The 22957-nt window shown below is 53.5% G+C and carries 19 protein-coding genes; 16 read left to right on the forward strand and 3 right to left on the reverse strand.

The window, feature by feature from the left end:
• Positions 1-21 precede the first annotated feature (21 nt).
• From SK3146_RS29560 to SK3146_RS29570, 3 genes are all read left to right on the forward strand, one after another.
• A complete protein-coding gene (locus tag SK3146_RS29560) occupies positions 22-1005 on the forward strand; it encodes an ROK family protein (protein ID WP_249862140.1) in 984 nt (327 codons plus the stop codon).
• A gap of 339 nt (positions 1006-1344) precedes the next feature.
• Positions 1345-2055 carry a response regulator transcription factor gene (locus SK3146_RS29565; protein WP_249862141.1) on the forward strand — a complete coding sequence of 237 codons (711 nt, stop codon included), beginning with the start codon at positions 1345-1347 and terminating at the stop codon, positions 2053-2055.
• 55 nt (positions 2056-2110) lie between these two features.
• On the forward strand, positions 2111-5590 hold the full coding sequence (locus tag SK3146_RS29570; protein WP_249862142.1) for a response regulator: 3480 nt from the start codon (positions 2111-2113) through the stop codon (positions 5588-5590).
• Between the two features lie 31 nt (positions 5591-5621).
• On the opposite strand, the gene SK3146_RS29575 is transcribed toward SK3146_RS29570, so the two are convergent.
• Positions 5622-6662, reverse strand: a complete 1041-nt coding sequence (locus SK3146_RS29575; protein WP_249862143.1) for a glycosyltransferase — start codon at positions 6660-6662, stop codon at positions 5622-5624.
• A 114-nt stretch (positions 6663-6776) separates the two neighbouring features.
• Here SK3146_RS29575 and SK3146_RS29580 point away from each other — a divergent pair, with 114 nt between their 5' ends.
• On the forward strand, positions 6777-8063 hold the full coding sequence (locus SK3146_RS29580) for a glycosyltransferase family 2 protein (RefSeq protein WP_249862144.1): 1287 nt from the start codon (positions 6777-6779) through the stop codon (positions 8061-8063).
• Positions 8064-8305: 242 nt separating this feature from the next.
• Here SK3146_RS29580 and SK3146_RS29585 read toward each other — a convergent pair whose 3' ends face one another.
• Positions 8306-8548, reverse strand: coding sequence for a hypothetical protein (locus tag SK3146_RS29585; protein ID WP_249862145.1), 243 nt, complete (start codon positions 8546-8548; stop codon positions 8306-8308).
• A gap of 560 nt (positions 8549-9108) precedes the next feature.
• On the opposite strand from SK3146_RS29585, the gene SK3146_RS29590 reads away from it, so the two are divergent.
• The gene (locus SK3146_RS29590) at positions 9109-11586 is read left to right on the forward strand and encodes a glycosyltransferase (protein WP_249862146.1); all 2478 of its coding nucleotides are present in this window, start codon (positions 9109-9111) and stop codon (positions 11584-11586) included.
• 64 nt (positions 11587-11650) lie between these two features.
• Here the strand turns inward: SK3146_RS29590 and SK3146_RS29595 are convergent, their stop codons facing one another.
• A complete protein-coding gene (locus tag SK3146_RS29595; protein WP_249862147.1) occupies positions 11651-12484 on the reverse strand; it encodes an FkbM family methyltransferase in 834 nt (277 codons plus the stop codon).
• A gap of 198 nt (positions 12485-12682) precedes the next feature.
• Between SK3146_RS29595 and SK3146_RS29600 the strand changes: the two genes are divergently transcribed.
• From SK3146_RS29600 to wecB, 11 genes are all read left to right on the forward strand, one after another.
• Positions 12683-13429: a class I SAM-dependent methyltransferase gene (locus SK3146_RS29600; RefSeq protein ID WP_249862148.1), complete on the forward strand. Its 747-nt coding sequence runs from the start codon at positions 12683-12685 to the stop codon at positions 13427-13429.
• A gap of 103 nt (positions 13430-13532) precedes the next feature.
• Entirely contained in the window at positions 13533-14294 is a 762-nt protein-coding gene (locus SK3146_RS29605; RefSeq protein WP_249862149.1) for a glycosyltransferase family 2 protein, read from the forward strand.
• Between the two features lie 174 nt (positions 14295-14468).
• On the forward strand, positions 14469-15191 hold the full coding sequence (locus SK3146_RS29610) for a sugar phosphate nucleotidyltransferase (RefSeq protein WP_249862150.1): 723 nt from the start codon (positions 14469-14471) through the stop codon (positions 15189-15191).
• Positions 15188-16207: a dTDP-glucose 4,6-dehydratase gene (gene rfbB, locus SK3146_RS29615; protein WP_249862151.1), complete on the forward strand. Its 1020-nt coding sequence runs from the start codon at positions 15188-15190 to the stop codon at positions 16205-16207. Before SK3146_RS29610 ends, rfbB begins: the two co-directional genes overlap by 4 nt.
• Positions 16204-17085, forward strand: a complete 882-nt coding sequence (gene rfbD, locus SK3146_RS29620) for a dTDP-4-dehydrorhamnose reductase (protein ID WP_249862152.1) — start codon at positions 16204-16206, stop codon at positions 17083-17085. Before rfbB ends, rfbD begins: the two co-directional genes overlap by 4 nt.
• On the forward strand, positions 17072-17533 hold the full coding sequence (locus SK3146_RS29625) for a dTDP-4-dehydrorhamnose 3,5-epimerase family protein (protein ID WP_249862153.1): 462 nt from the start codon (positions 17072-17074) through the stop codon (positions 17531-17533). The genes rfbD and SK3146_RS29625 overlap by 14 nt, the downstream gene beginning before the upstream one ends.
• Positions 17534-17553: 20 nt before the next feature.
• Complete coding sequence (locus SK3146_RS29630) at positions 17554-18696, forward strand: CgeB family protein (protein ID WP_249862154.1); 1143 nt, start codon at positions 17554-17556, stop codon at positions 18694-18696.
• A 33-nt stretch (positions 18697-18729) separates the two neighbouring features.
• Entirely contained in the window at positions 18730-19863 is a 1134-nt protein-coding gene (locus tag SK3146_RS29635) for a CgeB family protein (RefSeq protein ID WP_249862155.1), read from the forward strand.
• 26 nt (positions 19864-19889) lie between these two features.
• Positions 19890-20186: a hypothetical protein gene (locus SK3146_RS29640; protein WP_249862156.1), complete on the forward strand. Its 297-nt coding sequence runs from the start codon at positions 19890-19892 to the stop codon at positions 20184-20186.
• A 45-nt stretch (positions 20187-20231) separates the two neighbouring features.
• Positions 20232-21878, forward strand: a complete 1647-nt coding sequence (locus SK3146_RS29645) for a glycosyltransferase family 4 protein (RefSeq protein ID WP_249862157.1) — start codon at positions 20232-20234, stop codon at positions 21876-21878.
• Positions 21875-22957 (forward strand): non-hydrolyzing UDP-N-acetylglucosamine 2-epimerase, encoded by a 1083-nt coding sequence (gene wecB, locus SK3146_RS29650; RefSeq protein WP_249862158.1) that lies wholly within the window; start codon positions 21875-21877, stop codon positions 22955-22957. Before SK3146_RS29645 ends, wecB begins: the two co-directional genes overlap by 4 nt.

The following is a 22957-nucleotide window of genomic DNA, read 5'->3' on the forward strand; positions in this document are numbered from 1 at the left end:
AGAAGGGTTGGAGGAGAAACGATGAGTTTTTTGATCGGAATGGACATTGGAGGCACCAATATCGTATGCGGTCTTGTCGATGAAGGCGGCAAGCTGATTTCTAAGATCAAACAGCCGACGGAAGCTCATATGGGGAGCGGATACGTATTCGATAAAATTAGCCGGATGATCCAAGAACTGCTTCAGACGGCGCAGGTGGAGAGCAAGGACGTGGCGGCGATCGGAGTCGGCACTCCGGGGTTCATCGATCCGGTTCGCGGCATTACGGTTTTCGCCAGCAATCTGCAGTGGACTCAGGTGCCTACCGCCGAAGAAATCGGCAAGCGGACGGACATTCCGACATTCATCGATAACGATGTCAGAATGTATGTTTACGGCGAGGCGGTAGCCGGGGCCGCCAAAGGCTATGAGCATGTGCTCGGCATTACGATAGGCACCGGTTTGGCGGCTGCGGTAGTCAATAACGGCGAGCTTTATTACGGGGGCCGATATATGGCCGGAGAGCTCGGACATATCCCGATGCCGGAAATCCCGTACACTTGCGGCTGCGGCTTGCAGGGATGCTTGGAGACGCTCGTCTCGGCGACGGGGATTGCCAGACAGGCCAGAGAGCAATTGGAAGCGGGACGGGCAAGCATTATGAACGATTGGCTGAACGGCGATCCGGTCGATCGGATTACGTCGGCGGACGTTTCCAAAGCTTACGATGAAGGAGATCCGCTGGCGGTGGAGATTATGAACCATACCGGCAAACTGCTCGGCAAAGGACTGGCTTATGCCGTATCCCTGTACAGTCCGGATATTATCGTTATCGGAGGCGGCGCGGCACTGGCCGGAGAGAGGCTGTTCGCACCGATGCGGGAGCAGCTGCAGCGCTCGGTTTATAAAGGATACTGGGAGCGGCTGACGATCGCGCCGGCACAGATGATCGACGACGCCGGAATCGTCGGCAGCGCGTTGGCCGCGGGGCGGCGGTTAAAAGAATTGCGGGGCGAGGCCGTTTAAAACCGGCTGCCTGGAATACATCATCCATGCGACCGAAGATACCGTTTTGGCTATTGAGCCGGACGGTATTTTTTGTATGTTCGGGAACATCCTTGGCGAATTGCCGGCATCCATGTTGAAGTTTTGTCCGATGTGGAACCGGTATCACTTTTATTAGTTTTTTTAACGAATGATAGACGAGCTTTTCCTTAATATAGTATATTTATAGGAGGATACAATTCTTTCCTGGCAAACATCCAGAATACGAAAAAAATATATGATAAATACAAAGAAAATGTTAAAACCATTCTAATTTTTTTAACTATTTTCTAACAATCATGCAGAATAGGTGATTCATGGATGTACAAGGTGCTGGTTATCGAAGACGATAATATGGTCGGAGAAATGTCAACGATGTATTTATCGGAAGAAGGGTACTCCGTGAAGCGGGCCGAGAGCGGCAGCCATGGATTGCAAATGATCGAGCAGTTTGCGCCGGACTTGGTCATCCTCGACATCATGCTTCCGGATATAAGCGGTATCGATTTATGCCTGGAGCTGCGTAAACGGTCCTGCGTTCCCATTCTGGCCGTATCGATGAAAACCGAGGTGCTGGACAGAGTCGACGCTCTGGTGGCAGGTGCCGATGATTACCTGTGCAAGCCGTTCAGCATGAGAGAGCTCACCGCCAGAGTCGCCGCCTTGATCCGCCGCTCGCATATGAGCATACTCAATCCGATGCCGGGCCCGGCGCAAGCAAATATCGACTTGGACGACGGGGAGCCGGTCAAGCTGGATTACGAGCGGAGAGCTATCTATGTTAACTCTTCTTATGTGGATACGACGTATTCCGAATTTGAAATTATGAAGCTGTTCGTCGCCAATAAGGAGAAGGTGTTCAGCCGGGACGAGCTGATCAACGCGCTGCGGGGGATCGATTCCTTCATTAACGACCGTTCTATCGACGTGCATATCGCCAATTTGCGCAAAAAAATCGAGCAAGACCCGAAGGAGCCGAAGTTGATAAAAACGGTTTGGGGAATCGGATATAAATATATGGGCAACTCTTAAGGAAACCCTTAGGAGTTTTTGCCGCGCATATTGAAATGAACGGGGAGAACTGCCGATGAAGAAGCTGTCGATTCGTCATAAAATGATGGTTCTCGTTTCATTGATTACCAGTATTTCGCTGCTGCTAATCGGGATGACCAACTACCGCACGGCCAAAGAGCAAATCATCGCTTCGCTGGAAGACAACGCCAGCGCCAATATGACGACCCGCGCTTATAACTTGTCCTCCTGGATCGAGACGAAGCTTGCCGAAGTCGAACTGATGAGCAGAACCGAGCAAATCCGCTTCGGAACGATGGAGGAGCGGTTGAGCTATTTGAGGAAGGAAGCCGCGCGGTCCAAAGGAGTTTTCGGTTATGTCGGGTTCTCCGACATGGACGGGAATCTCACGTTTACGTCCGGCAGAACGATGAATATTCGCAGCGATCCGGCTTTCGCCCGGGTGCTGGAGGGCCACAGCGCGATCTCCGACGTATTTGAGGCGCAGGACGGCTCGAACCGGATTTTCACGCTGCAGGTTCCTGTATACGGGAGTCGTGAAGAACTGGTCGGAGCGATCAATGTGACGATGCTGGCGAACGATATTTTCCGTCAGTACGCGGATTTTCGCGTAAGCGCGGACGATACGATGTTGTTCTTTTCTAAGGACGGAACGGTCATATATCAAGCGGACGGCAATCGGATCGCGCAGAAAAACATTCGGGACGAGGGATCTCCGCTGAAAGCGATGGCCGGAGAAATCATCCGGTACGACCGCGGCTCGGGCAAGATCATGCTGGGACAAAATCAGAAGCTGGTGTTTTACGCCTCCGTCGCGGGGACGCCTTGGTATCTGGCGCTCATGGTTCCTCTGACAGAGTTCGAGAAGCCGCTGGCTTCCTTATTGTGGTCGACGATATTGACGATTATGGTGACGGAGCTGACCATGCTCTGGCTTATTACGGTGCTGTTCAACCGGGAGATCAAGCGGGTTAAGGAAATTACCGAGGTGACTTCCCTCGTAGCCGAAGGGCACTTTAATCTGAAGCCGATACCGATTCAGGGAGAAGATGAAATCGGCACTTTGGCGCAATCGGTCAACGGTATGATGGAGCATTTGCGCAAAATGTTCGAGCGGCTTGAGGCGATTATTAATCAAAACGACTTTGCCATCATGTCGCTGGACGCGGATTACACGATCAATTATTTCAGCAAATCGGCGGAAAAGCTGCTGGGCTATACGGCGGATGAAGTATTATACAAGGAGACGCCCGTTCTATTTTTCGAACCCGGTCAGCTTGAGGAGGCCGCTGCGCAGCTGACCGAGCAGCTGGGCCGGCGAGTGGAGCCCGATCTTTCCGTCTTCAAGGAGCTGCGCAGTCTTCAATTCTCTTACGACCGGGAATGGATATTTGTCCGCAAGGACGGCTCCTTAGTCGACGTTACGCTCAACTCCAACGGTTTGCGGGATCATGCGGGACATTTCATCGGCGTGGTTGCCATCGCCCGCGATATTACGGAGCAGAAGCGAGTGCAAGAGCAGCTCGTTCAGGCCAAGCTCGAAGCGGAGGAAGCGAATAAGGCGAAGGGAATTTTCCTTGCCCGGATGAGCCATGAAATCCGCACTCCGCTCAACGGAATCATCGGCATGTCCCAGCTTATGCAGAAAACGCCGTTAAATGAGGTGCAAGCCGATTACTTGCGGAATATGACGACGTCGTCGCAGACGCTGCTGCGGATTATTAACGACATACTGGATTTCTCCAAAATGGAAGCGGGAAAGCTGGAGCTGGAGAAGGTCGTGTTCCATCCGGAAGATATTATTCACCGGCTATCGGAAACGCTCAGCGTGTTTCTGGGCGGAAAAGAGCAGTTCGAGCTGATTATGGAAACGCCGGAAAATATGCCGAACGCCTTGATCGGCGACCCGTTGAGACTGGAGCAGGTGCTTCTGAATTTGTGCGGCAACGCGGTCAAATTTACGCGCAAGGGGCAGGTCGTCGTCAGTCTGCAGCTGCTGGAAAACCGGGGCGAAGCGGTCAAGCTGCGGTTTAGCGTCAAGGATACCGGGATCGGTATATCTCCGGAACAAATGGAGCATCTATTCGAGCCGTTCACTCAAGCCGACGGTTCCACGAGCCGCAAATACGGAGGCACTGGTCTAGGGCTCGTCATCTCCAGCCATTTGCTCGAAATGATGGGCGGAGCTCTTCAGGTTGAGAGCCGGTCCGGCGTCGGCAGCGAGTTTTGGTTCGAGCTTGCGTTTCCTTTGTCCGAACAATCGCAAATTCGCAGTTACTCGGTACAGGAAGCTTACCAGGGCCAGAACGTTTGGATTGTAGAGGATAGCGAGGTGATGCGCGAGCATCTTTGTACCGTGCTGGCTTCTTTCGGTCTGAAGTCCAGCTCCTTCTTCTCTTGGAAGGAAGCATACGGCGCTCTTGCGGTCCCGCCCGCAGGGGACGAGACGGCTCCGTGCCGAATCGCGCTGCTTGATATGGAGATGCCTGACATGTACGGGCCGCAAACTTGGGCGGCGTTTCAGAGGGAGGCGGCGGCACTCGGCATTGTGACGCTGGTCATGACGACGGCCTTCGGGCGCGATGAGATGCTGGGCATGCCGGCTGAAGACAGGCCGGACGGCATCATCGTCAAGCCGTTCAGCAGGCCGGAGCTGTTCCGCGCCATCGAAGCGGCGCTCGAACGCCATGCCGCCCCGCTGAAGCTAGGTACAAGAACGCGAAGTATCGAGACGAAGAAGCCTTTTACCTCGTCCAAACGGATTCTGCTTGCGGAGGATCATGAAATCAATCAGCAGGTCGCTTGCGAAATGCTCCGGCAGCGGGGCTACATCGTGGAAATGGCCAAGGACGGGAAGGAAGCGATTAAGAAGCTGGAACAGTCGGAATGGGATCTGGTGCTGATGGATATTCATATGCCGGAGATGGATGGTGTGGAGGCGACGAGAATCATCCGCAAAGATCCCCGGCTTTGCCATATTCCGATTATCGCAATGACCGCCAATGTCATTCGTCACGATCACGAAACGTATTTGCGCATCGGAATGAACGACATTATCACCAAGCCGCTCGAGTCCGAGGCGATGTTCGCAACGATTCGCAAATGGCTGCGCGACTCGGATGAAGAGCAGCCTCGCAAGGACAGCGCATCCGAGACTGCCGAGCCGCTCCCCCGCTTCGAAGGAATCGACGTGGACAGAGCGCTCGCCCGCCTTAGCGGCAAACCGGGCATTTTGCTGCAAATGATCAAAATTTTCGAGCGGGATTACCACGATTTCTCCCGGAAGCTGAAGCAGGCGCTGGAGGACGAGGAGCTTGAGGAGGCGCAGCGGCTCATTCATACGCTTCGGGGAGCCGCGGGCAATTTGTCTGCGGCGAGGCTGTACGCGGCGGCCGGAGAGGTCGAATCGGCGCTGAAGCGGGCGGCGGCGAGCCCGGATCTGGCGGCCGCCGCCGCCGCAGCGGAGATGGACCGCGCTTTGCAGGAGCTGAGCGATTGCTTGCAGCAGGTGCTCGCTTCCGTGCAAAAGCTGTAGAGCGTGAAGCGCATCCGCTTCCGGCAATCGTTCAGAATGTCGCCAGCAGCCGCTGAACCTGCTCTCCCCGGCGGGTCCAAGTATGTTCGAGCGCATAGGCGGTTCTGACAGCGCCATCCCCCGGGTCACGCAGCCGGCGGATGACGGCGTCGATGAATTGCTCGTGGTTGTCGGCCACGTCGATATGCGGGCTCATCAGACGGCATTCCGGCATGTTGGTGCTCACCACGGGCTTTCCGGCGGCCAAATATTCATAGGCTTTGACGGGGTTCGTGGCCAGCGTCACCGGCGTTATTAGGAAAGGAATGATACATACGGATAAGCGGCGGATATAGCCGGGCAGCAGGCAATGCGGCTTAAGACCCAGAAAGCGAACATGGTGGGAGCGGCCGATGATGTCGTATTTTTTGCCGTATTCCGGGCCGATGACGATCATTTGCGCATTGCCGAGAAGCGATAGCTTTTTAATCAGCAATTCATCGACCCAAGGAGCCCAAGCGCCGATGTATCCGATCCGTTTCGTATCGGAGGACATCAGCTCCTTGTCTTCGTTCCACTCGCGGCATTCTTCCTCTTGCCCGCCGAGAGCGGGGGGAGGGAGATGAAGATTCATTTGCTCGTCGTACGCGTTTCGTATCATTTCGATGCGCATGCCCGGATAAGTTCGGCGCAGACGTTCGTACAGCCGCTCGGAAGTGCAAACAATACAGGTGGAGAGCCGGACCATGTCCTGTTCATAACGATGCCACTCCGCAAATTCATCTACGCAATCGTACACGACCCAATCCGGCGAATATATAGTTATTTCCGAAGCTTGAGAGGGGAGGGTCGACCATACGCCAACCGTTTCTCCGTATGTTTGGCGGAGTCCGGGCCAAGTATGCTCCAGCCAGTCCCGATGATGGTGAACGAGAAATAAATTCGGCTCGATCTCCTGCATGGCCTGCCTCGTCTGGGTTTTATTGCAAAAGTACACATGATGTCCCTTCTTCGCCAACTGGCTCATCAAATGCTGAGGCCTCTGCTTCATCCAGCCCCAGTCGATAGTAGGAGGATAAATAATGATGCTCACGAACGATCGCCCCTTCCTTTCATAAATCTCCTCTTATATGCATATGCCGAAGGAACCACTTCTTATCGGGAATCATAAGATACATGGTAACTTTCTATGGAAAGCAGGCTTCCCATGATCGTCTTCATTCTGGATTCCCGTCACCACCCGGCTGCACAGCATACGCAAAGAAGTCTTGACGCCGTATGTCCCGACGGCTGTCAGACGATATTCCTCGACGCCAACCCGGCGACGGTCATGAATCAAGTTATCGCTGCATCAGACGATCCTTTTTTTATAACATTATACGCCGGAGAAACGTTCAGTCCTGTGCTTCTGCATGAAATGGAGCGGCGAATGGAGAGATGCCCAGGCCGAACCGCAGGCATGCTGGTGAAGCAGACCGTCAAAGGCAAGCACCTGCCGGATATTCCAAGGGGGCCGCTAGTCTGGAGAACCGATGCAGTGAGATCGGACGCTTCTCCCGGTTTTGCCGCGAAGGAAGAATTTCCTTTTGAATCGTTTATTTTGCTGGAAAAGCAGCATCGCTTGAGTCCAGCCTGGGAGTGGGAAGAATTGTCCGGCGACGGCTGGCATCCTCATCGGCGGAGCATACCCGGATGGCGGCGGCCCGAGAAAGAATGGGAATGGGTGTATCCGGCATTGACTGCCCGAGAGCGGACTTGTCCGAGCCAACATATTTACCCGACGGTAACTGTCGTGATTTGCACCTATAATGACGGCGATTATATTCGCTGGGCAATTCGCAGCGTGTTTGCCCAAACTTACCCGTATTGGGAATTAATCGTCGTCGACGATGCTTCGGATGATCAGACCCAAAGCCGGCTTGAGCCGTTAACCGCTCCGAATGTGCGGATTATTCGCAACGACGGCAATCGCGGCAAATCGCATTGTCTTAATCTTGCTTTATCCGCAGCCCGGGGGGATTGGCTGCTGGAGCTGGATGCGGACGATTGGCTGGCGCCCGAATGTCTGCAAAGGCTTATGGATCATGCGGAAGGCATGCCCGGCGCAGGAGCATGGTATGCCGATCATGTTGAATGGCATGAGCGGGCTAATCAGGAGCTCGTCTACGGACGGGAAGGCGGGTCGATGCCGGTATTTTCCGCGAGCGGTCTTCTGACGACCGCCAGGCCGCTTGCCCCGAGGCTCTATCGCGTGCAAGTGCTGAAGGAGCTAGGAGGCTGGTTAACGACAGATCCTTTCGAAGGCCGGCTGTACGAAGATTTTCAAATATTGCTGCGCATCTCCTTCCGGTATCCTGTCCGTTATGTCCGGACGCCCCTATATCATCGAAGGCTTAGAAGGGGAAGCATAACTCACCGCATGAGCGGACGGTACGAAGCGTGGAAAGCGTGGATGAAGCAGGCTGAATGGAAAGCAGGCGGGAAGAGTGAGTAAGCTTCTTCCCGCCTGGCTTGCCGATTTTAAGAGTGTATTCTTACATAACTTACATTTTGAATGAAAAATCTTTCCGTCGTTGTAGGCGTAGCGTAGCTTCCGCTAGTGACCAGCACGTCGAATGAACCCTCTCCAGATCGAACCAGCGTCCCCTCGATAAATCGATTCGGAGAAAAAACTTCTATGGTCGCACCGATGGCTCCGGTCAGAGCCTCAAAAAAATCCATATTCTCACTTCCTTTTTATAAGTTAACCGAAGTAATGTTGATGATCGGAATCAAAACATTATCCCCTGTCGGCTCAAGAATTTGAGCGAAATCTTTACCGACGCCAAGCAGTTTGCCCGAAACGGGACCGGAAATCGTTTCGATGGAAACCGTTGTGCCGACGCGCGACAGTAGAAGGTTTTTGATTGATTCATTAGAAGCAACTAAAGCGGAAACTTCTTCCTGCAAGTTGTTGACCGCTGCGGTAACCCGGTTCACTGCGCGGGTAAGCCGATTAATTCTGCGGATGACCAGCAGTCTAAACAGCCTAAACCGTCTACTGAGTTCCCTGAACCGTTGAAGAAGCGGCTTTGAGGGTTTATGCGGCTTTTTTTTTCGCGGTTGTACCTTCGTAACGCACTTCTTGGTAATGACGATGCATCTTTTTACGAGGGACAATGACACTCACTCTCCTTAAATAAAATGACTTTACATGTTTACGTTATGTCCTTTGTGTTGGCAAGGTACCTTATCTATTTCAAAGATAATGAATCTACCTATTTTTTTGAGCGGATTTCAACCTATTTTTTCATGAAAGCGTTAATGTAGTCGCTTGAATTTGCAAGCGGACAGCGGACCGGACAAACCGAGGAGAGAGGGGGTTTGACTATTTTTGCCAAGCAAATGTACAAACCGGTTTAGTCTAACATAATGTAAACTAGAGTGACCCCAAAATCCCCCAGCCTAGTTTTCCCGAGGAAAAGCGTCAAAGCTCGGCGCGTTTGGATGCGGGAGAAGTCTGGCGTCACATTTTTGCTAAAGGAAGGAATGTTTCTCTGATGAACCAAGACCAAAACGGCCGTCCGGCGATTGTCCAATCGGTCATGCACGAGGATCGCCCTCTTTCGCAAAAACAGACGGAGGCGGGTGAAAGCTTAGCGAGAAATGATGAGCATTCCGGGAAGGTCTACGATGTTTTACGATTTCCGGTCATTGATTGGAATTTCAGATGGCAGAGACCTCAACAATTGTCGGTTCAATTCGCCCGTCAAGGCCATCGGGTGTTTTATTTTTCCACCGTCATGCGCGCCTTGGAGCAAGAGGACGCCTCCTTCGAAGACATATCCAGGGCCGTTACGATTCAACGGCTTGACGAGCAGATTTGGCGGGTACAGCTTTGCAGCCGTCATCCGTTGAATTTGTATCGGGATAAAATAGAAGATCCGGCCGATTTGCGGTATTTAAGGTGGTCCATCGAATATTTGCGGCAATTGTTTCAAATGAACGATACGGTTTCGATCATTGATCTGCCCTTCTGGGCGCCTCTTGCTTTCAGTTTAGAGAGCAATAAGGTCATCTATGATTGTATGGACGATCATGCGGGGTTCAGCAGCAATTCTTCGGAGATGCTCCTTGCCGAGGAGCAACTGACCAGAGACGCCGATATGGTCGTCACTTCGTCGCAGCGTTTGTTCGACTATGCCGCCCGGCTTAATCGATCGACGACGCTTATACGAAATGCGGTGGATTACCGCCATTTCTCCCGGGCTCCGGAACTGCCGGCTCCTGAAGTCGCGGGGCTCGCGGGACCTGTGATCGGCTATTACGGAGCTATAGCGGATTGGTTCGATATTCATTTAATCGCTTATTTGGCGAGCCGGAACCGGGATTGGACCTTTGTCCTGATCGGCCATACGTTCGGCTGCGACGTCTCGGTTGTTCAGCATTTGGATAATGTGATCTTAACGGGAGAGAAGCCTTATCATGAGCTGCCGAGGTATGTGCACCGCTTCGACGTATGCCTAATTCCTTTTCTCGTGAACAATTTGACGCTGGCCACCAACCCGGTAAAAATGTATGAATATTTAGCAGCCGGTAAGCCCGTCGTCTCCGTAAAGCTGCCGGAGCTGGAAACGGCGGGCGGGCTGGTCTACACCGCCGAAACTCCGGAACAGTTCGAACAGGCCGTCGTTCAAGCTTTGTCCGAAAACCAGAGAACGCATGTTGCGGGAAGAAAGCAATTCGCCCAAGCCAATACTTGGGATACCAGATACAAGGAGCTCGATAAGGCGATTCATCGGCTGTTTTATCCGAGAGTGAGCATTGTCATCGTCAGCTATAATCAATGGTCTTATACGAAGCAGTGTTTGGAGAGTCTGTTTCAAAACACCGATTACCCGAATCTGGAAGTTATTGTAGTGGACAATAATTCCAACGACGAAACGCGAAGCGCGCTGTCCCGGATGACCCATCCCCTGCTCAAAATTATTCATTCTCGGGACAACAAGGGATTTGCCGGAGGAAACGGACTGGGCTGCAATGCCTCGACGGGGGAATATATCGTACTGCTCAACAACGACACGATCGTCCCGCCCGGCTGGCTGCCCCGCTTGATTCAGCCTTTGCGGGATCGCCCGGACCTGGGCATGGTCGCTCCCATGTCCAATCATGTGGGGAACGACCAGATGCTCGATCATTTTGTCGGAGATCGTATTCACGGTGCCGATCCTCATTGGCTGGCCGATTTTTATTACTTCTATAAAGGACGTATCCGCTATACGGATTTGCTCGGCTTTTTTTGCGTGGCGATGAAGAGAGAGGTGTACGAAACGGTAGGCGAGCTGGACTGCGGGTATGAAATCGGGATGTTTGAGGATGACGATTATTGCGTCCGAGTGAGGCAGGCCGGGTATCGATTGGCGATAATCGAAGATGCCTTCGTATATCATCACGGCAGCATCTCCTTCAAAAAAATGGAAAGTGAGCGCTACGCCGCCTTATGGAATAAAAACAAGCAATACTTCGAGCAAAAATGGGGGCTTACGTGGGTACCGCCGAAGCCTCCGGCGACGCCGTTCCATGAGATCTTCGAGCCGGCGGCCATCGCCGAGAAAGTGCGTCAGTCGGGGAAGAAGAGCATTTTGCTGCTGGGGGACGGACAGTGGCGGGTCATTAAAAGGCGCTGGCAGTATATGGCGGAAGCGTTGATCGAGGATGATAGCTACTTGGTCATTACCTATGCAGACACGTACCATGACAAGCCGCTTGTCGGTACGCGGAAAGTCGGGCCGTCCTTTTATTTAACGAACCGGATCGATCTGTTCCGGGAGACGATGTTCGATCTGATCGTGTACTGCGGATATACGAACCCCGCCGGCCTGTCCTGGACTTCGCGCTTCCATGCCGTGGATGGAACTTCTTACCATGGTCAAGACCCGGGGATGACCCTTAGGCTTCCGGATTCCTTCGTCTATTGCGAGGATAATATGGCGAAGCTGATGCGGCAAATAACTGCACTATTAAGTGAGACTTTATAAATATAAAGCTGCCGGCAGCTCCCGGATGACGATCATGCATCGGGAGGCCGGCTTTTTGGCGTTTTTACAAATCGACCGGCGTGATGTGGAAACCGAGCTGCCGCACATCTTCGTTCTTCGAGGCTAACAGAAGATGAGTGTCGATATCGTCCCTTTTGAAGAAGGATTGAAGGTTTTGCATATTTAACCGGTTTAGTGTAATGAAGCTGTCTCCCTTCGTATGAATGTAAACATGAAAATGGACGTTCAAAAATGCAAAAAACTCCTCGATGCGGACGCCGGCTTTTTCTAGGAAGCTGTTGTTGAACTCGATGTTGCCTAACACGCTTCCGCATTCGCTGACCAGACGGCTCATCCCTGCAAGCGCATGTCCCTCATAGCCTTCGACGTCAATTTTGAAAAGCAGCCGTTCGTCGGCAAGCGGACGGTTTAGAAACAGCGAATCTACCTTAATACTGTTCACTTTATGAACCTCAAATAAATGCTGGTTCACATTCGGAACGGCCGATGAGGTTCCCGACCAATATTTATCTACATAAAAATTTTGCCCCTCCGTCTCGCAGTCTGAGGCCAAGGCGTAGATCATCCGGATTTGCCCGCGATTCGGATGCTCTTGCCGCGATTTCTCAATAATGGGGGCAAGCTGCGGGTTCGCTTCAATCCCGATGATCAAAGCATGGTCCGGATAAGTCGTCGAAAAAATAATTTCTCCGTAATTGACCCCGATGTCCAGCAAAATCGTCGGCTTCCACTGCCGGACGGATCTTCTCCAGAAGCCGGTTACGGCAGGCTGAGAGATCCCGCCTATTTTCGCCAAATGTTTTCCGCGATGCTCCCCGGAATTCACATAAAAAGCAGTATTGGAATCCGCAAAGGATACTTTTTCTAGCTGATTCATTGTTTTTCCCTCCTGAAATATGTTCTCTACTTACTATATACAAGGAAATGATGAGGAAGGAACAGCAAGTATCACTAGATTGCGCGCCCGATTACGGATGTGCGGGTTGATAGTTTATTTCGGAATCGATAGTTTCGTCATATACTGCTGGGAATAGTTCCAGAGAGGGGATGGCAAATGGGTGCATACTTCGATAAGATGTCATGGCTTCCGGACAGAATGCTGATGAACGATCTTGTGTTTCGTCTGCAATATTATAAAAATGACGCGACGTGGGAGCTCGGAGACGACTGTCTGTTACTAATTAAAAACAAATTGCTAATGGACAGCTATAAAGCGTATTTCGGGCAAAAAAGCGGCTTTACCCCCAGCTATATTTTCGAACTGGGCATGTTTTCGGGAGGGAGCATCGCCTTATGGCATGAAATTTTTCAACCGAAAAAAATCGTCGGCGCCGATCTTCGGGAAAACAAGGAAAATGATTATTTCAGACGCTATATCGCCCAAAATGGGCTGAGCGACCGGATCAAAACGTATTGGAAAACGAACCAAGCCGATACCGCCCGGCTAAGACAAATCGCTCTGGCCGAATTGCCGGAAGGCATCGATCTCGTTTTTGACGACGCATCGCATATGTATGAGGCGACCAAGCAAAGCTTCGAAGCGCTGTTCCCGCTTCTCCGTCCGGGAGGACTATATATTATCGAGGATTGGAACTGGTCGCATAGCGCCGCTTGCCAACGGGAGGACTCGATCTGGCGGGATAAAATCGAGCTGACAAGACTTATATTCGATCTGGCGGAAGCCGTCGGGAGCTCAAGCTCCGCCTATATCTCGAGCTTGCAGGTGTTTGACGGTTACGCCGTTGTCGAGAAGAGTGGGCGGAAGTTCGATCCCGGGGAACAATTCCGGCTGGAGCGGATCATCTCCAGGAGACAAGTCTGAGGATGGGGGCAGCCTTTAATTCCATTTCCGAACGTCAGCCCTTCCGTTCGTGATGCAAGATCATAGAATAATAAGGGACAATGATCAAGCAGGGGTGATGACGGTGAAGTTGAGCATTATTGTGCCTATATTAAACGAAGAGACGTTTATGCCGATGTATTTGAAAAGCGCTACGGCGTACGCCCACGAAATTTTGATTGCCGACGGAGGAAGCACGGACCGGAGCATGGAATGGATTCGACGGTTCCAGCAGCACTATAACATTAAAGTATTTTCGCTGCCTCAAACCGGGTTGCCGTATCAGGATTGGGATCAGCCGAAGGTGCGCAATTTTTTGCTGGAGCAGGCGACAGGGGATTGGGTAATGAATTTGGATGCGGATGAAGTATTCGACGACCGGATTTGCGAAGCGCTTCCCGAAATGATGGAGCGCACGGACGTCGATGTCTTCGAATTTCCGTTCGTTAACTTTTGGAAGGACCCGTATACCGTTCGCGTCAATACTGCAGGAGACGAGCGTTGGTCCAACAACATTATTCGAATGTGGCGCCATCATATCGGGATACGCTACGAGGATAAGAAAAGACATTGCTTTATGGAGCTGAACGGGCGAAGAATCTTTTATCTCCCGCGCGCGCATGTCGACATTCCGCTTTATCACTACCATTACGCGATCGGCCCCCGCATTAAATTTAACGATAACCGCAGGGGAGATGTCAATCGGTACGATAACACGGGAGAGCCCGACTGGAACTTTCGAACGCAGCAGTACGAGATTCGAACGGAGCCTTTTCAGAGCAAGCATCCCGCCGTTATCGAGCAGTATTTGTCCGGTCAGGAAATACATCCTATCGATTCCAATTGAAATTATACAAAGAACCGTCCGTCATTTACGGGCGGTTTTGGCGTTTGTCCAAGATGGACAGCAGCCAATTTTTACGGTAATGCGGTATAAGTCCATTAGTGTATATCGGCAAGAGCATATGATATCAGCATGGCAATTCATCCAGAAGCTGAATAAGCGAAGGAGGGAGCAATATTGAAAGGTGTTATATTGGCAGGCGGGACCGGGACGCGGTTGCGGCCGATGACGAGCATCGTTAACAAGCATCTGCTGCCGGTCGGTAAGCATCCTATGATTCATTACGCCATCGAAAAAATGGCCGAAGCCGGTATTAAACAAGTGCTGCTTATTATCGGGAAACAATCGGCAGGATTGTACATGGATTATATCGGCCTCGGACAGCAGTGGGGAGTGGAAATATGTTACAAAATTCAGGAAAATGCCGGAGGCATTGCTCAAGGCTTGGCCTTGGCCGAAGGATACACGCTGCCCGGAGAGAAGCTGCTTCTTATTTTGGCCGACAACTTATTCGAGGATTCCTTGAACGCGCAGGTACAAAAATTCGAGAGCCAGGGCACGGGAGCGCATGTGTTTTTGAAGCAAATGAAGGATTCGAGGCGGTACGGAGTGCCCGTATTCGATCAGGGACGTATCGCGCGAATTTTGGAAAAGCCGGCGAACCCGCCTTCGGATTATGCGGTCACGGGAATTTATTTATACGACGATCAAGTATTCGATATTATTCGAACCTTGCAGCCTTCCGCCCGAGGGGAGCTTGAAATTACCGATTTGAACAATGTGTATGCCGAGCGAGGCGCTTTATCGCACAGCCTGCTATCGGGATGGTGGGTCGATGCCGGGACGCATCGGTCCTTGCTCGACGCGGGAATGAAATTACTGGAGCGTGACCGCCTATGAGCACGCTGCTTGTAACCGGAGGCATGGGGTTTATCGGAAGCAACTTTGTGTTGTATTGGCTGGAGAGACATCCGGAAGACCGCATCATGAATTACGATGCATTGACTTACGCGGGCAATCCGGAGAATACGGCTTCGGTAAGCGGCCTTCCGCAGTACCGGTTCATTCGCGGAGATGTGGCCGACCGGATGAAGGTAAACGAAGCGTTTCAAGAGGAAAAGATCGATATCGTCGTTCATTTTGCGGCGGAATCGCATGTCGACCGCAGTATTGCCGACCCGCAGTCATTTGTGCGCGCCAATGTGCTGGGAACGCAGACGTTGCTGGAAGCAGCGCGTACGCATGGGGTATCCAAATTCATCCAGGTGTCTACGGACGAAGTATACGGCACACTGGGAAGCGCCGGTTTGTTTACGGAGACGACGCCGCTTGCTCCCAACAGCCCTTACTCGGCGAGCAAAGCCGGAGCGGATTTTCTGGCACGGGCTTATTACGAAACATTCGGAATGCCCGTCGTCATTACGCGCTGCTCCAACAACTACGGTCCTTATCAGTACCCGGAGAAGCTGATTCCTACCATTATCACAAGAGCCTTGCGCGATGAGCCGGTGCCCGTGTACGGAGATGGATTGAATGTCCGCGACTGGCTGTACGTTCAAGACCACTGCTCAGCTATCGAACGGGTGATCCGCCAAGGGCGGCCCGGTCAAGTGTATAACGTCGGCGGCGGCAGCGAGCGGACGAATCTGCAAATCGCCCGTCATATATTGGCGGAGCTGGGCAAGCCGGACAGATTGCTTCAATTCGTTGCCGATCGCCCCGGACATGACCGCAGATATGCCATTGATTCGGGAAAAATCCAGAGAGAGCTAGGCTGGCGCCCGCAATGTACGCTGGATCAAGGATTGAAGCGGACGGTGGAATGGTATCTGCATCATGAAGCCTGGTGGAGCAAGCTGCCGGGTTCCCGGCCAAACAGCGCTTCACAGCGCACGAACGGGGGGGACGGCGGATGAAGTTGCTCATTACAGGGGCAGGAGGGCAGCTTGGCCGCGATTTGATCCGCGTGCTTTCCGATCGGCATGAAGTGGTTGCCTTAACACGCAAAGAGCTGGACGTTGCCGATGAAGCCGCCGTGCTGGCCGCAGCATGCGAGATCGGGCCGGATGCCGTCATCCATGCGGCTGCCTACACGCAGGTGGATTTGGCGGAGAGCCGGACGGAAGAGGCTTATATGGTTAACTCCTACGGTTCGCGCAATGTGGCGATGGCTGCCCGTCAAACCGGAGCCAAGATGGTATATATAAGCACGGATTATGTATTTGACGGGACCAAAGGCTCACCGTACGGTGAGAAGGACCGAACGAATCCGCTCAGCGTATACGGACACTCCAAGCTGCACGGAGAAAAGTTCGTTCAGCTCATTTGCGATTCCTATTTTATCGTCCGCACCTCTTGGCTGTACGGCGTCTACGGAAGCAACTTCGTCACTAAAGTAATGGCGCTGGCCAAGGAGCGCAGCGAGCTGACCATGGTGAGCGACCAGTTCGGCTCGCCGACGTATACGCGCGATTTGGCCGCGTTTATCGGGCAATTGATAGCGACGGAACACTACGGCGTCTATCATGCTTCCAACCGGGGGATGTGCTCGCGCTTCGAATTTGCCCAGGAAATCATACGAATTCTGGGGCACAGCGATGTTCGGCTGAAGCCGGTCTGCGCCGACCAGTTCAAGCTTCCTGCGGCGAGGCCGGAAAACTCGGCGCTGGACGATATCTCCATTCGCACCAAAGGATTCCCCCGATTCCGATTATGGCAAGATGCGCTGCAAAGCTTTTTATTGCATGATTTGCCGGATAAAGAAAAGGAGGAACAGAGGAATGAACAAGATTAACGGTGTGTACACCAAAAGCCTGGTCAGACATTCCGATGACAGAGGATACTTTATGGAGCTGCTGCGCAATGACGATGAAATGTTCGAGCGGTTCGGCCAGGCATCGATGTCCATGTCGTTTCCCGGGGTCATCAAAGCGTTTCATTACCACCAATTGCAGGATGATATCTGGTATTTCCCCAGCGGCCATGCGCAGGTCGTGCTTCACGACATGCGCCCGGATTCGCCCTCGTACCGGCAAACGGACGTTTACTATATGGGGGAAAACCAGCCGTATCTCTTGTTTATTCCAAGAGGAGTCGCTCACGGATACCGGGTGCTCGGCGGCGGGCCGGCAACCATTCTCTATTTTACCAATCTTGCCTACGACGCGAATCATCCGGATGAATACCGGATTGCTTACGACGACCCTGCGATAGGCTTCGACTGGTCTACCAAGTTTCGATGACAGGAGGGAGGTGAGCCCGCTTGCGTCGTGGAAAAAAACAAACGCCGGCCGCAGCAACCGCTTCGCCTGATGCAGACAGAACGGCTGCGGGCGCAAAGGCGGGCAGAGGAGCGGGAAGACAGTTAGGATGGTCGCACGGATACCACTTGGGACGCTGCGAAGCGATACGCGCGCAAATAAGACCGGCTGCGCCGGCGATGAGAAACTTGCGCGTGCTGTACATCCCGCAAGGCTTTCATGCTATCGATCACGGGATTATCGGGGGACTCCAGCATTGCGTCCGCGAACTGATCGTCGGGACTCCGCAGCAGATGCTGTCGCTTGCCGAGGAGAAGCGCCCGGATGTGCTGCTGGTTTTAAACGGTCTTCATGTATTCCCGAACGATCAGGGGTATCAGGTCGGCCGGATTCGCGAGCTCGGGATTAGGACGGTCATCTGGTTCGTCGACGATCCTTACTTTACGGATGATACGGCTGCTATTGCTCGGTTTTACGACGTCGTGCTTACGCATGAGCAGAGCTGCGTTTCGTTTTACGCCGGCGCAGGCTGCAGGCAGGTCGGTTATTTGCCGCTGGCGGCCGATACGGAGCTGTTCCGTCCGCAGCACAGCGGTCCGGAATACCGTTCGGATATATGCTTTATCGGGATGGCATTCTGGAACCGGGCGGCATTCTTCGACCGTATCGCGCCGTTCTTGGCGACAACCGACTTTGTCATTGCCGGCGGGTTGTGGGATCGGCTTGTTCAGCATAAGCTGCTTAGGCATCGCATACGCGACGGGTATGTGCCGATAGAGGAGACGGTCAAATATTACAGCGGAGCCAAGATCGTCATCAATTTGCACCGGTTTCACTCTCATGAAACGGATAATAGGAACAGCCGGAATATACCGGCTCATTCCGTCAATCCGCGCACTTATGAAATGGCGGCCTGCGGCGCGCTTCAGCTGACGGACGGAAGAAGCGACTTGCCCAGGTTGTACGTGCCGGGCCAGGAAATTATCGTGTATCATTCTCCGGAAGATTTGATCGCCAAATTGAAGTATTACTTGTCGCATGAATCGGAGCGCCAAGCAATCGCCTATAATGCGCTCAAGCGGACGCTGCGGGATCATTCGTTCATGACCCGTATGGATGAATTGCTGAGCATGCTCGGCTACTAATACCCCGTTTGGAAGGAGGAGGAGAGCAAACGTATGGCCAAACGTGCAGCGAAGAAGCTTGCTCCGAGCCCTGATCACTTGCGGGCCGGCTGGAGCAGCGGCTGGGCCGAGGGCTACCGTACCGGCTCGGATTACGGTTATCATCTGGGACGCTGCGAGGCGATCATCAGACAACATCCGCTTCCCTCGCTGGGATGGTGGGATAAGAGGGTGACGTTTGTTACGTCCGGGAAAGGACTCCCGTACTCCCCTTTGGACGAATCGGTGATCGAAGCGCTTCGCGGGCTGGTACGCGAGCTGATCGTCGTGCAGCCGGGGCAGGACTTTGCGTCCGTTGCCATTCAAAGCGGAGCGGACGCCGTCATCGTATTGGAAGGAATGAACGTTCCGGGGGTGCAGCTCGACCGGATACGTTCCGCAGGAATTAGCACTGCAATATGGCTCACGGATGACCCTTATTATACCGATATGACGATACAAATGGTGAGGCATTACGATCATGTTTTTACGCTGGAGCTGCAATGCGTCGGCTTCTATAAGCAAAACGGCTGCAGGCAAGTTCATTATTTGCCTTTTGCGGCCAATACAAGGCTGTTCAGACCGAAGCCGATTCCGACCTCATTTCGCCGGGACATCAGTTTTATCGGGTCCGCTTATTGGAACCGGGTCGCTTATTTCGACCGGATGGCGCCTTATTTGAAGGATAAGCATGTATATATATCGGGGATATGGTGGGATCGTCTGCGTCATTTTCGGATGCTTGCTTCGAAAATCGACTTGAACAAATGGATGAATGCCGATGAAACGGCGAGCTTCTATAACGGCAGCAAAATCGTCATTAATCTGCATCGGGCGACGGATGACGCCAGCTTTAACAATAACAGCCGGCTGATCGGGGCGCTTTCGCCCAATCCGCGCACGTTCGAAATCGCCGCTTGCGGAACGCTGCAGCTGACGGATGTGCGCCACGATCTGGCCCGGTTTTATACGCCCGGTACGGAAATTGTCACCTACTCTTCCGTCGACGAGCTCAAGTACAAAATCGATTACTATTTGCGCAACGAAGAAGAGCGCCGGGCGATCGCGCTGAACGCGCTCAGGCGAACGATACGGGAGCATACGTATCCTCACCGCGTGGCGCAGCTGCTGCAAATATTGTTCGGATAATGCAAATTGTTCAGGGAGGGATGAACATGCTTTCAGCGGAAAAACGGACTGCGACTGTGACGATAGCGGCGGCAGGAAGAGGCAAGCGAAAAGCGAAGGCGCGAGTTCGGCCGAAATCCCGCCGCAGCAAAACAGGCAGGCTGCCACGCAAGTCCATGTCGCGGTTAAGCAAGAGAAAGACGGTTAGACGGTCCGGCAAACGCCGGAGGGGCGGAGCGCAGGAGACGCAAAGCTATGCGCAAGCCTTCAATAAAGCCTTCGATCAGGCCTATAACGAAGGGTTTCATGCCGGTTTCGCTGCGGGGCTTCAGGAGGCGGTCTGATCGGGACGGCCATGCAAACGGTTGTTTTCATTTAGGGGTGAGCGGATGGGCAGACCGAAGATGATGCTTTTCTCGCATATTGGCGGAAGCCGCTTTATAACCGGTGCGGAGAAATATTTGCTGATGCTGGCGGCCGAGGCGAATCGGCGCTTTGACTGTACGCTGGTCGTTCCCGAGCAAGGCCGTTTGTACCAAGAGGCGGCGCGCAGAGGCTTGTCTGCGCTCGTATGCGATATTCCTCTCGTGTGGCCGGTATACGAATCGGAAGCAGGCCTGACGCAGGAGGTGCAGGGAATGCTGGAGCAGAAGCGGCATGCCCTTCTGACGAACCTGCTTCTGCTGCATCAGCCCGATTTGGTAGCCGTCAGCACTTGCGTCAATGCGCTGCCGGCTATCGCAGCCAAACGACTGGAAATTCCCGTCGCCTGGCTGATTACGGAGGTTGTCGGGGCGAACAGCGCTTCTACGGAAGCCGCAGAGCTTATTCACCACTATTCCGATTGGATCGTTGGTATTTCGGAAACGGCTCTGCGTCCTTTCCGCGCCATTGGACTCAGCGATAAATTGGTTTACTTGCCGCCGACGTGGCTGCAGGATGAACTGCAGCCGGAGCAATGGAGGGATTATCGCCGAGACAAGCGGAAAGAGCTCGGACTGCGGGAGCGCCAATTTCTTATCGGTTATATCGCCGCGAGCCTGCATCCGGAGAAGGGCTTGGACCATTTCATCCGGATGGCTGTCCTGCTGGCGGAGCAAGCGTCCCATGTTCGCTTCCTGATCGTCGGGACGCCGACGGACGCCGTGTATATGGAGCGGTGTCAAAGGCTGATGGACGAATCGGGCTGCGGCGAGCGGTTTCATCACATCGCGTTTGAAGCGCGGATTCAGGCGCTGTTCCCGGCTATGGATATCGTCGTTGTGCCGAGCCTCGTTCCGGAGGGCTTCGGGATGACGGCTATGGAAGGACTTGTCTTCGGCAAAAGCGTAGTGGCCTACCGGTCGGGAGGACTGGAGGAAATATTGAATGCCGCCGGATACGGGGAATGGCTGGCGGAAGCGGGCGATGTGGCCGGGCTGACGGCCAAAGTTCGGGAGCGGATGCAAGCGCAGGCGGGAGCGCAAGCGGACATCCGGCGAGCGGTGGAGTCGGCGTTCGGCATCCGCTCGTACCGGAGGCGGCTGGACGGACTGCTGCAGCGGTTTCATGCGAAGCTGAAGGAAACGGCGGCTTCGCGCCAATGCGCTTCTCTGCCGGAGCTGCAGATGAATGCCGTCTATCGCGGAGAGACCGCGCCGACGGTATTTCTTCTCGAACACGGCAGGAAGCGGCCGTTCGTTTCGGAAGAAGCGTTCCAATTTTATCAATATAGATGGTCGGATGTCCGGTTCGTGCCGGATGAGCTGCTGCATCGCTTTCCGACCGGCGCGCCCGTCAGCACGGATTCGCCTTGGCATCTCTATCGTCCTTCGGTCATGCTGGTTCGCGGCACCGAAGCGACGATTTATTTGCTGCGGGACGGCTGTCTTTATCCGTTTACTTCGCCGCTCAGCGCGCAAATACGGGGCTTTGACCTTGGCAGGACGGTAACGCTTGACGATGAACAAGTGCGTCTCATGCCCCGGGGAGAGCCGTTAACGGAGCATCTGCCGGCATCAGGCGCAACATTCGAACAGAAAGGGGGATTGCCGTGAACATCGTCACCATTCTCGGCACCAGACCCGAGATGATCCGACTTAGCCTTATTATGAGCAAGCTCGATCAGTTGGCGGACCGGCATGCCGTCGTGCATACCGGGCAAAATTTGACGCCGACGCTGCATGATATTTTTTTTCAGGAATTGGGCATCCGTTACCCGGACTACCAAATTAAGCCTCAGGGATACTCGCTCGGCAGCCAGCTGTCGGCGATGTTCGGGGAGGTCGAATCGATATTGCTGGCTGAAAAGCCGGATAAGGTGCTGCTGCTCGGGGATACGAACAGCGCGTTATGCGCCATCCTGGCCGAGCGGATGAATATTCCGGTCGTCCATATGGAAGCCGGCAACCGCTGCTTCGACCGGAATGTGCCGGAGGAGAAAAATCGGCGTGTCATCGACGCCGTCTCCAGCGTCAATATGCCCTACACTTCGCAGAGCAAGCAAAATCTGCTCGGGGAAGGAATTCCCGCCCGCTGCATCGTCGTGACAGGCAATCCGATCTATGAGGTGCTGACGCATTACGAGCCGCAAATTCAAGCAAGCCGCATCCGCGAGCAGCTGGGGCTTGGAGGCGAACCTTATTTTCTCGTCACGATCCACAGAGCCGAGAATGTCGACAATCCGTTTCGCTTGCAAGGGATTATGGACGGACTTAACCGGGTCGCGGAGTCGTTCGGATACCGCATGATCTGCAGCACCCATCCCCGCACAAGGGCGAGAATCGGCGGCTCCGTCCCGCTTGCGACGCACCCGCTGGTCGAATTTCACGAACCGTTCGGATTTATCGATTTCGCGCATCTGGAGAAGCATGCTCTGTGCGTCTTGACCGACAGCGGCACGGTGCAGGAGGAATGCTGCATATTCCACGTTCCCTCCGTAACGATCCGCACCAGCACGGAACGCCCGGAAACGGTCGATTGCGGCAGCAATATCGTCGCCGGCGTCGATGCCGCGAATATTGTCGGCGCGGTGAAGCTGGCGCTTCGCCTATCCAGAAATTGGGTATGCCCGGAAGGTTATCTGGATGCCGCCGTATCCGATAAAGTCGTCAAATTTGTACTGGGAGGGATGTAG

The sequence above is a fragment of the Paenibacillus konkukensis genome, assembly GCF_023523925.1.
In the GTDB taxonomy this organism is placed as follows: domain Bacteria; phylum Bacillota; class Bacilli; order Paenibacillales; family NBRC-103111; genus Paenibacillus_S; species Paenibacillus_S doosanensis.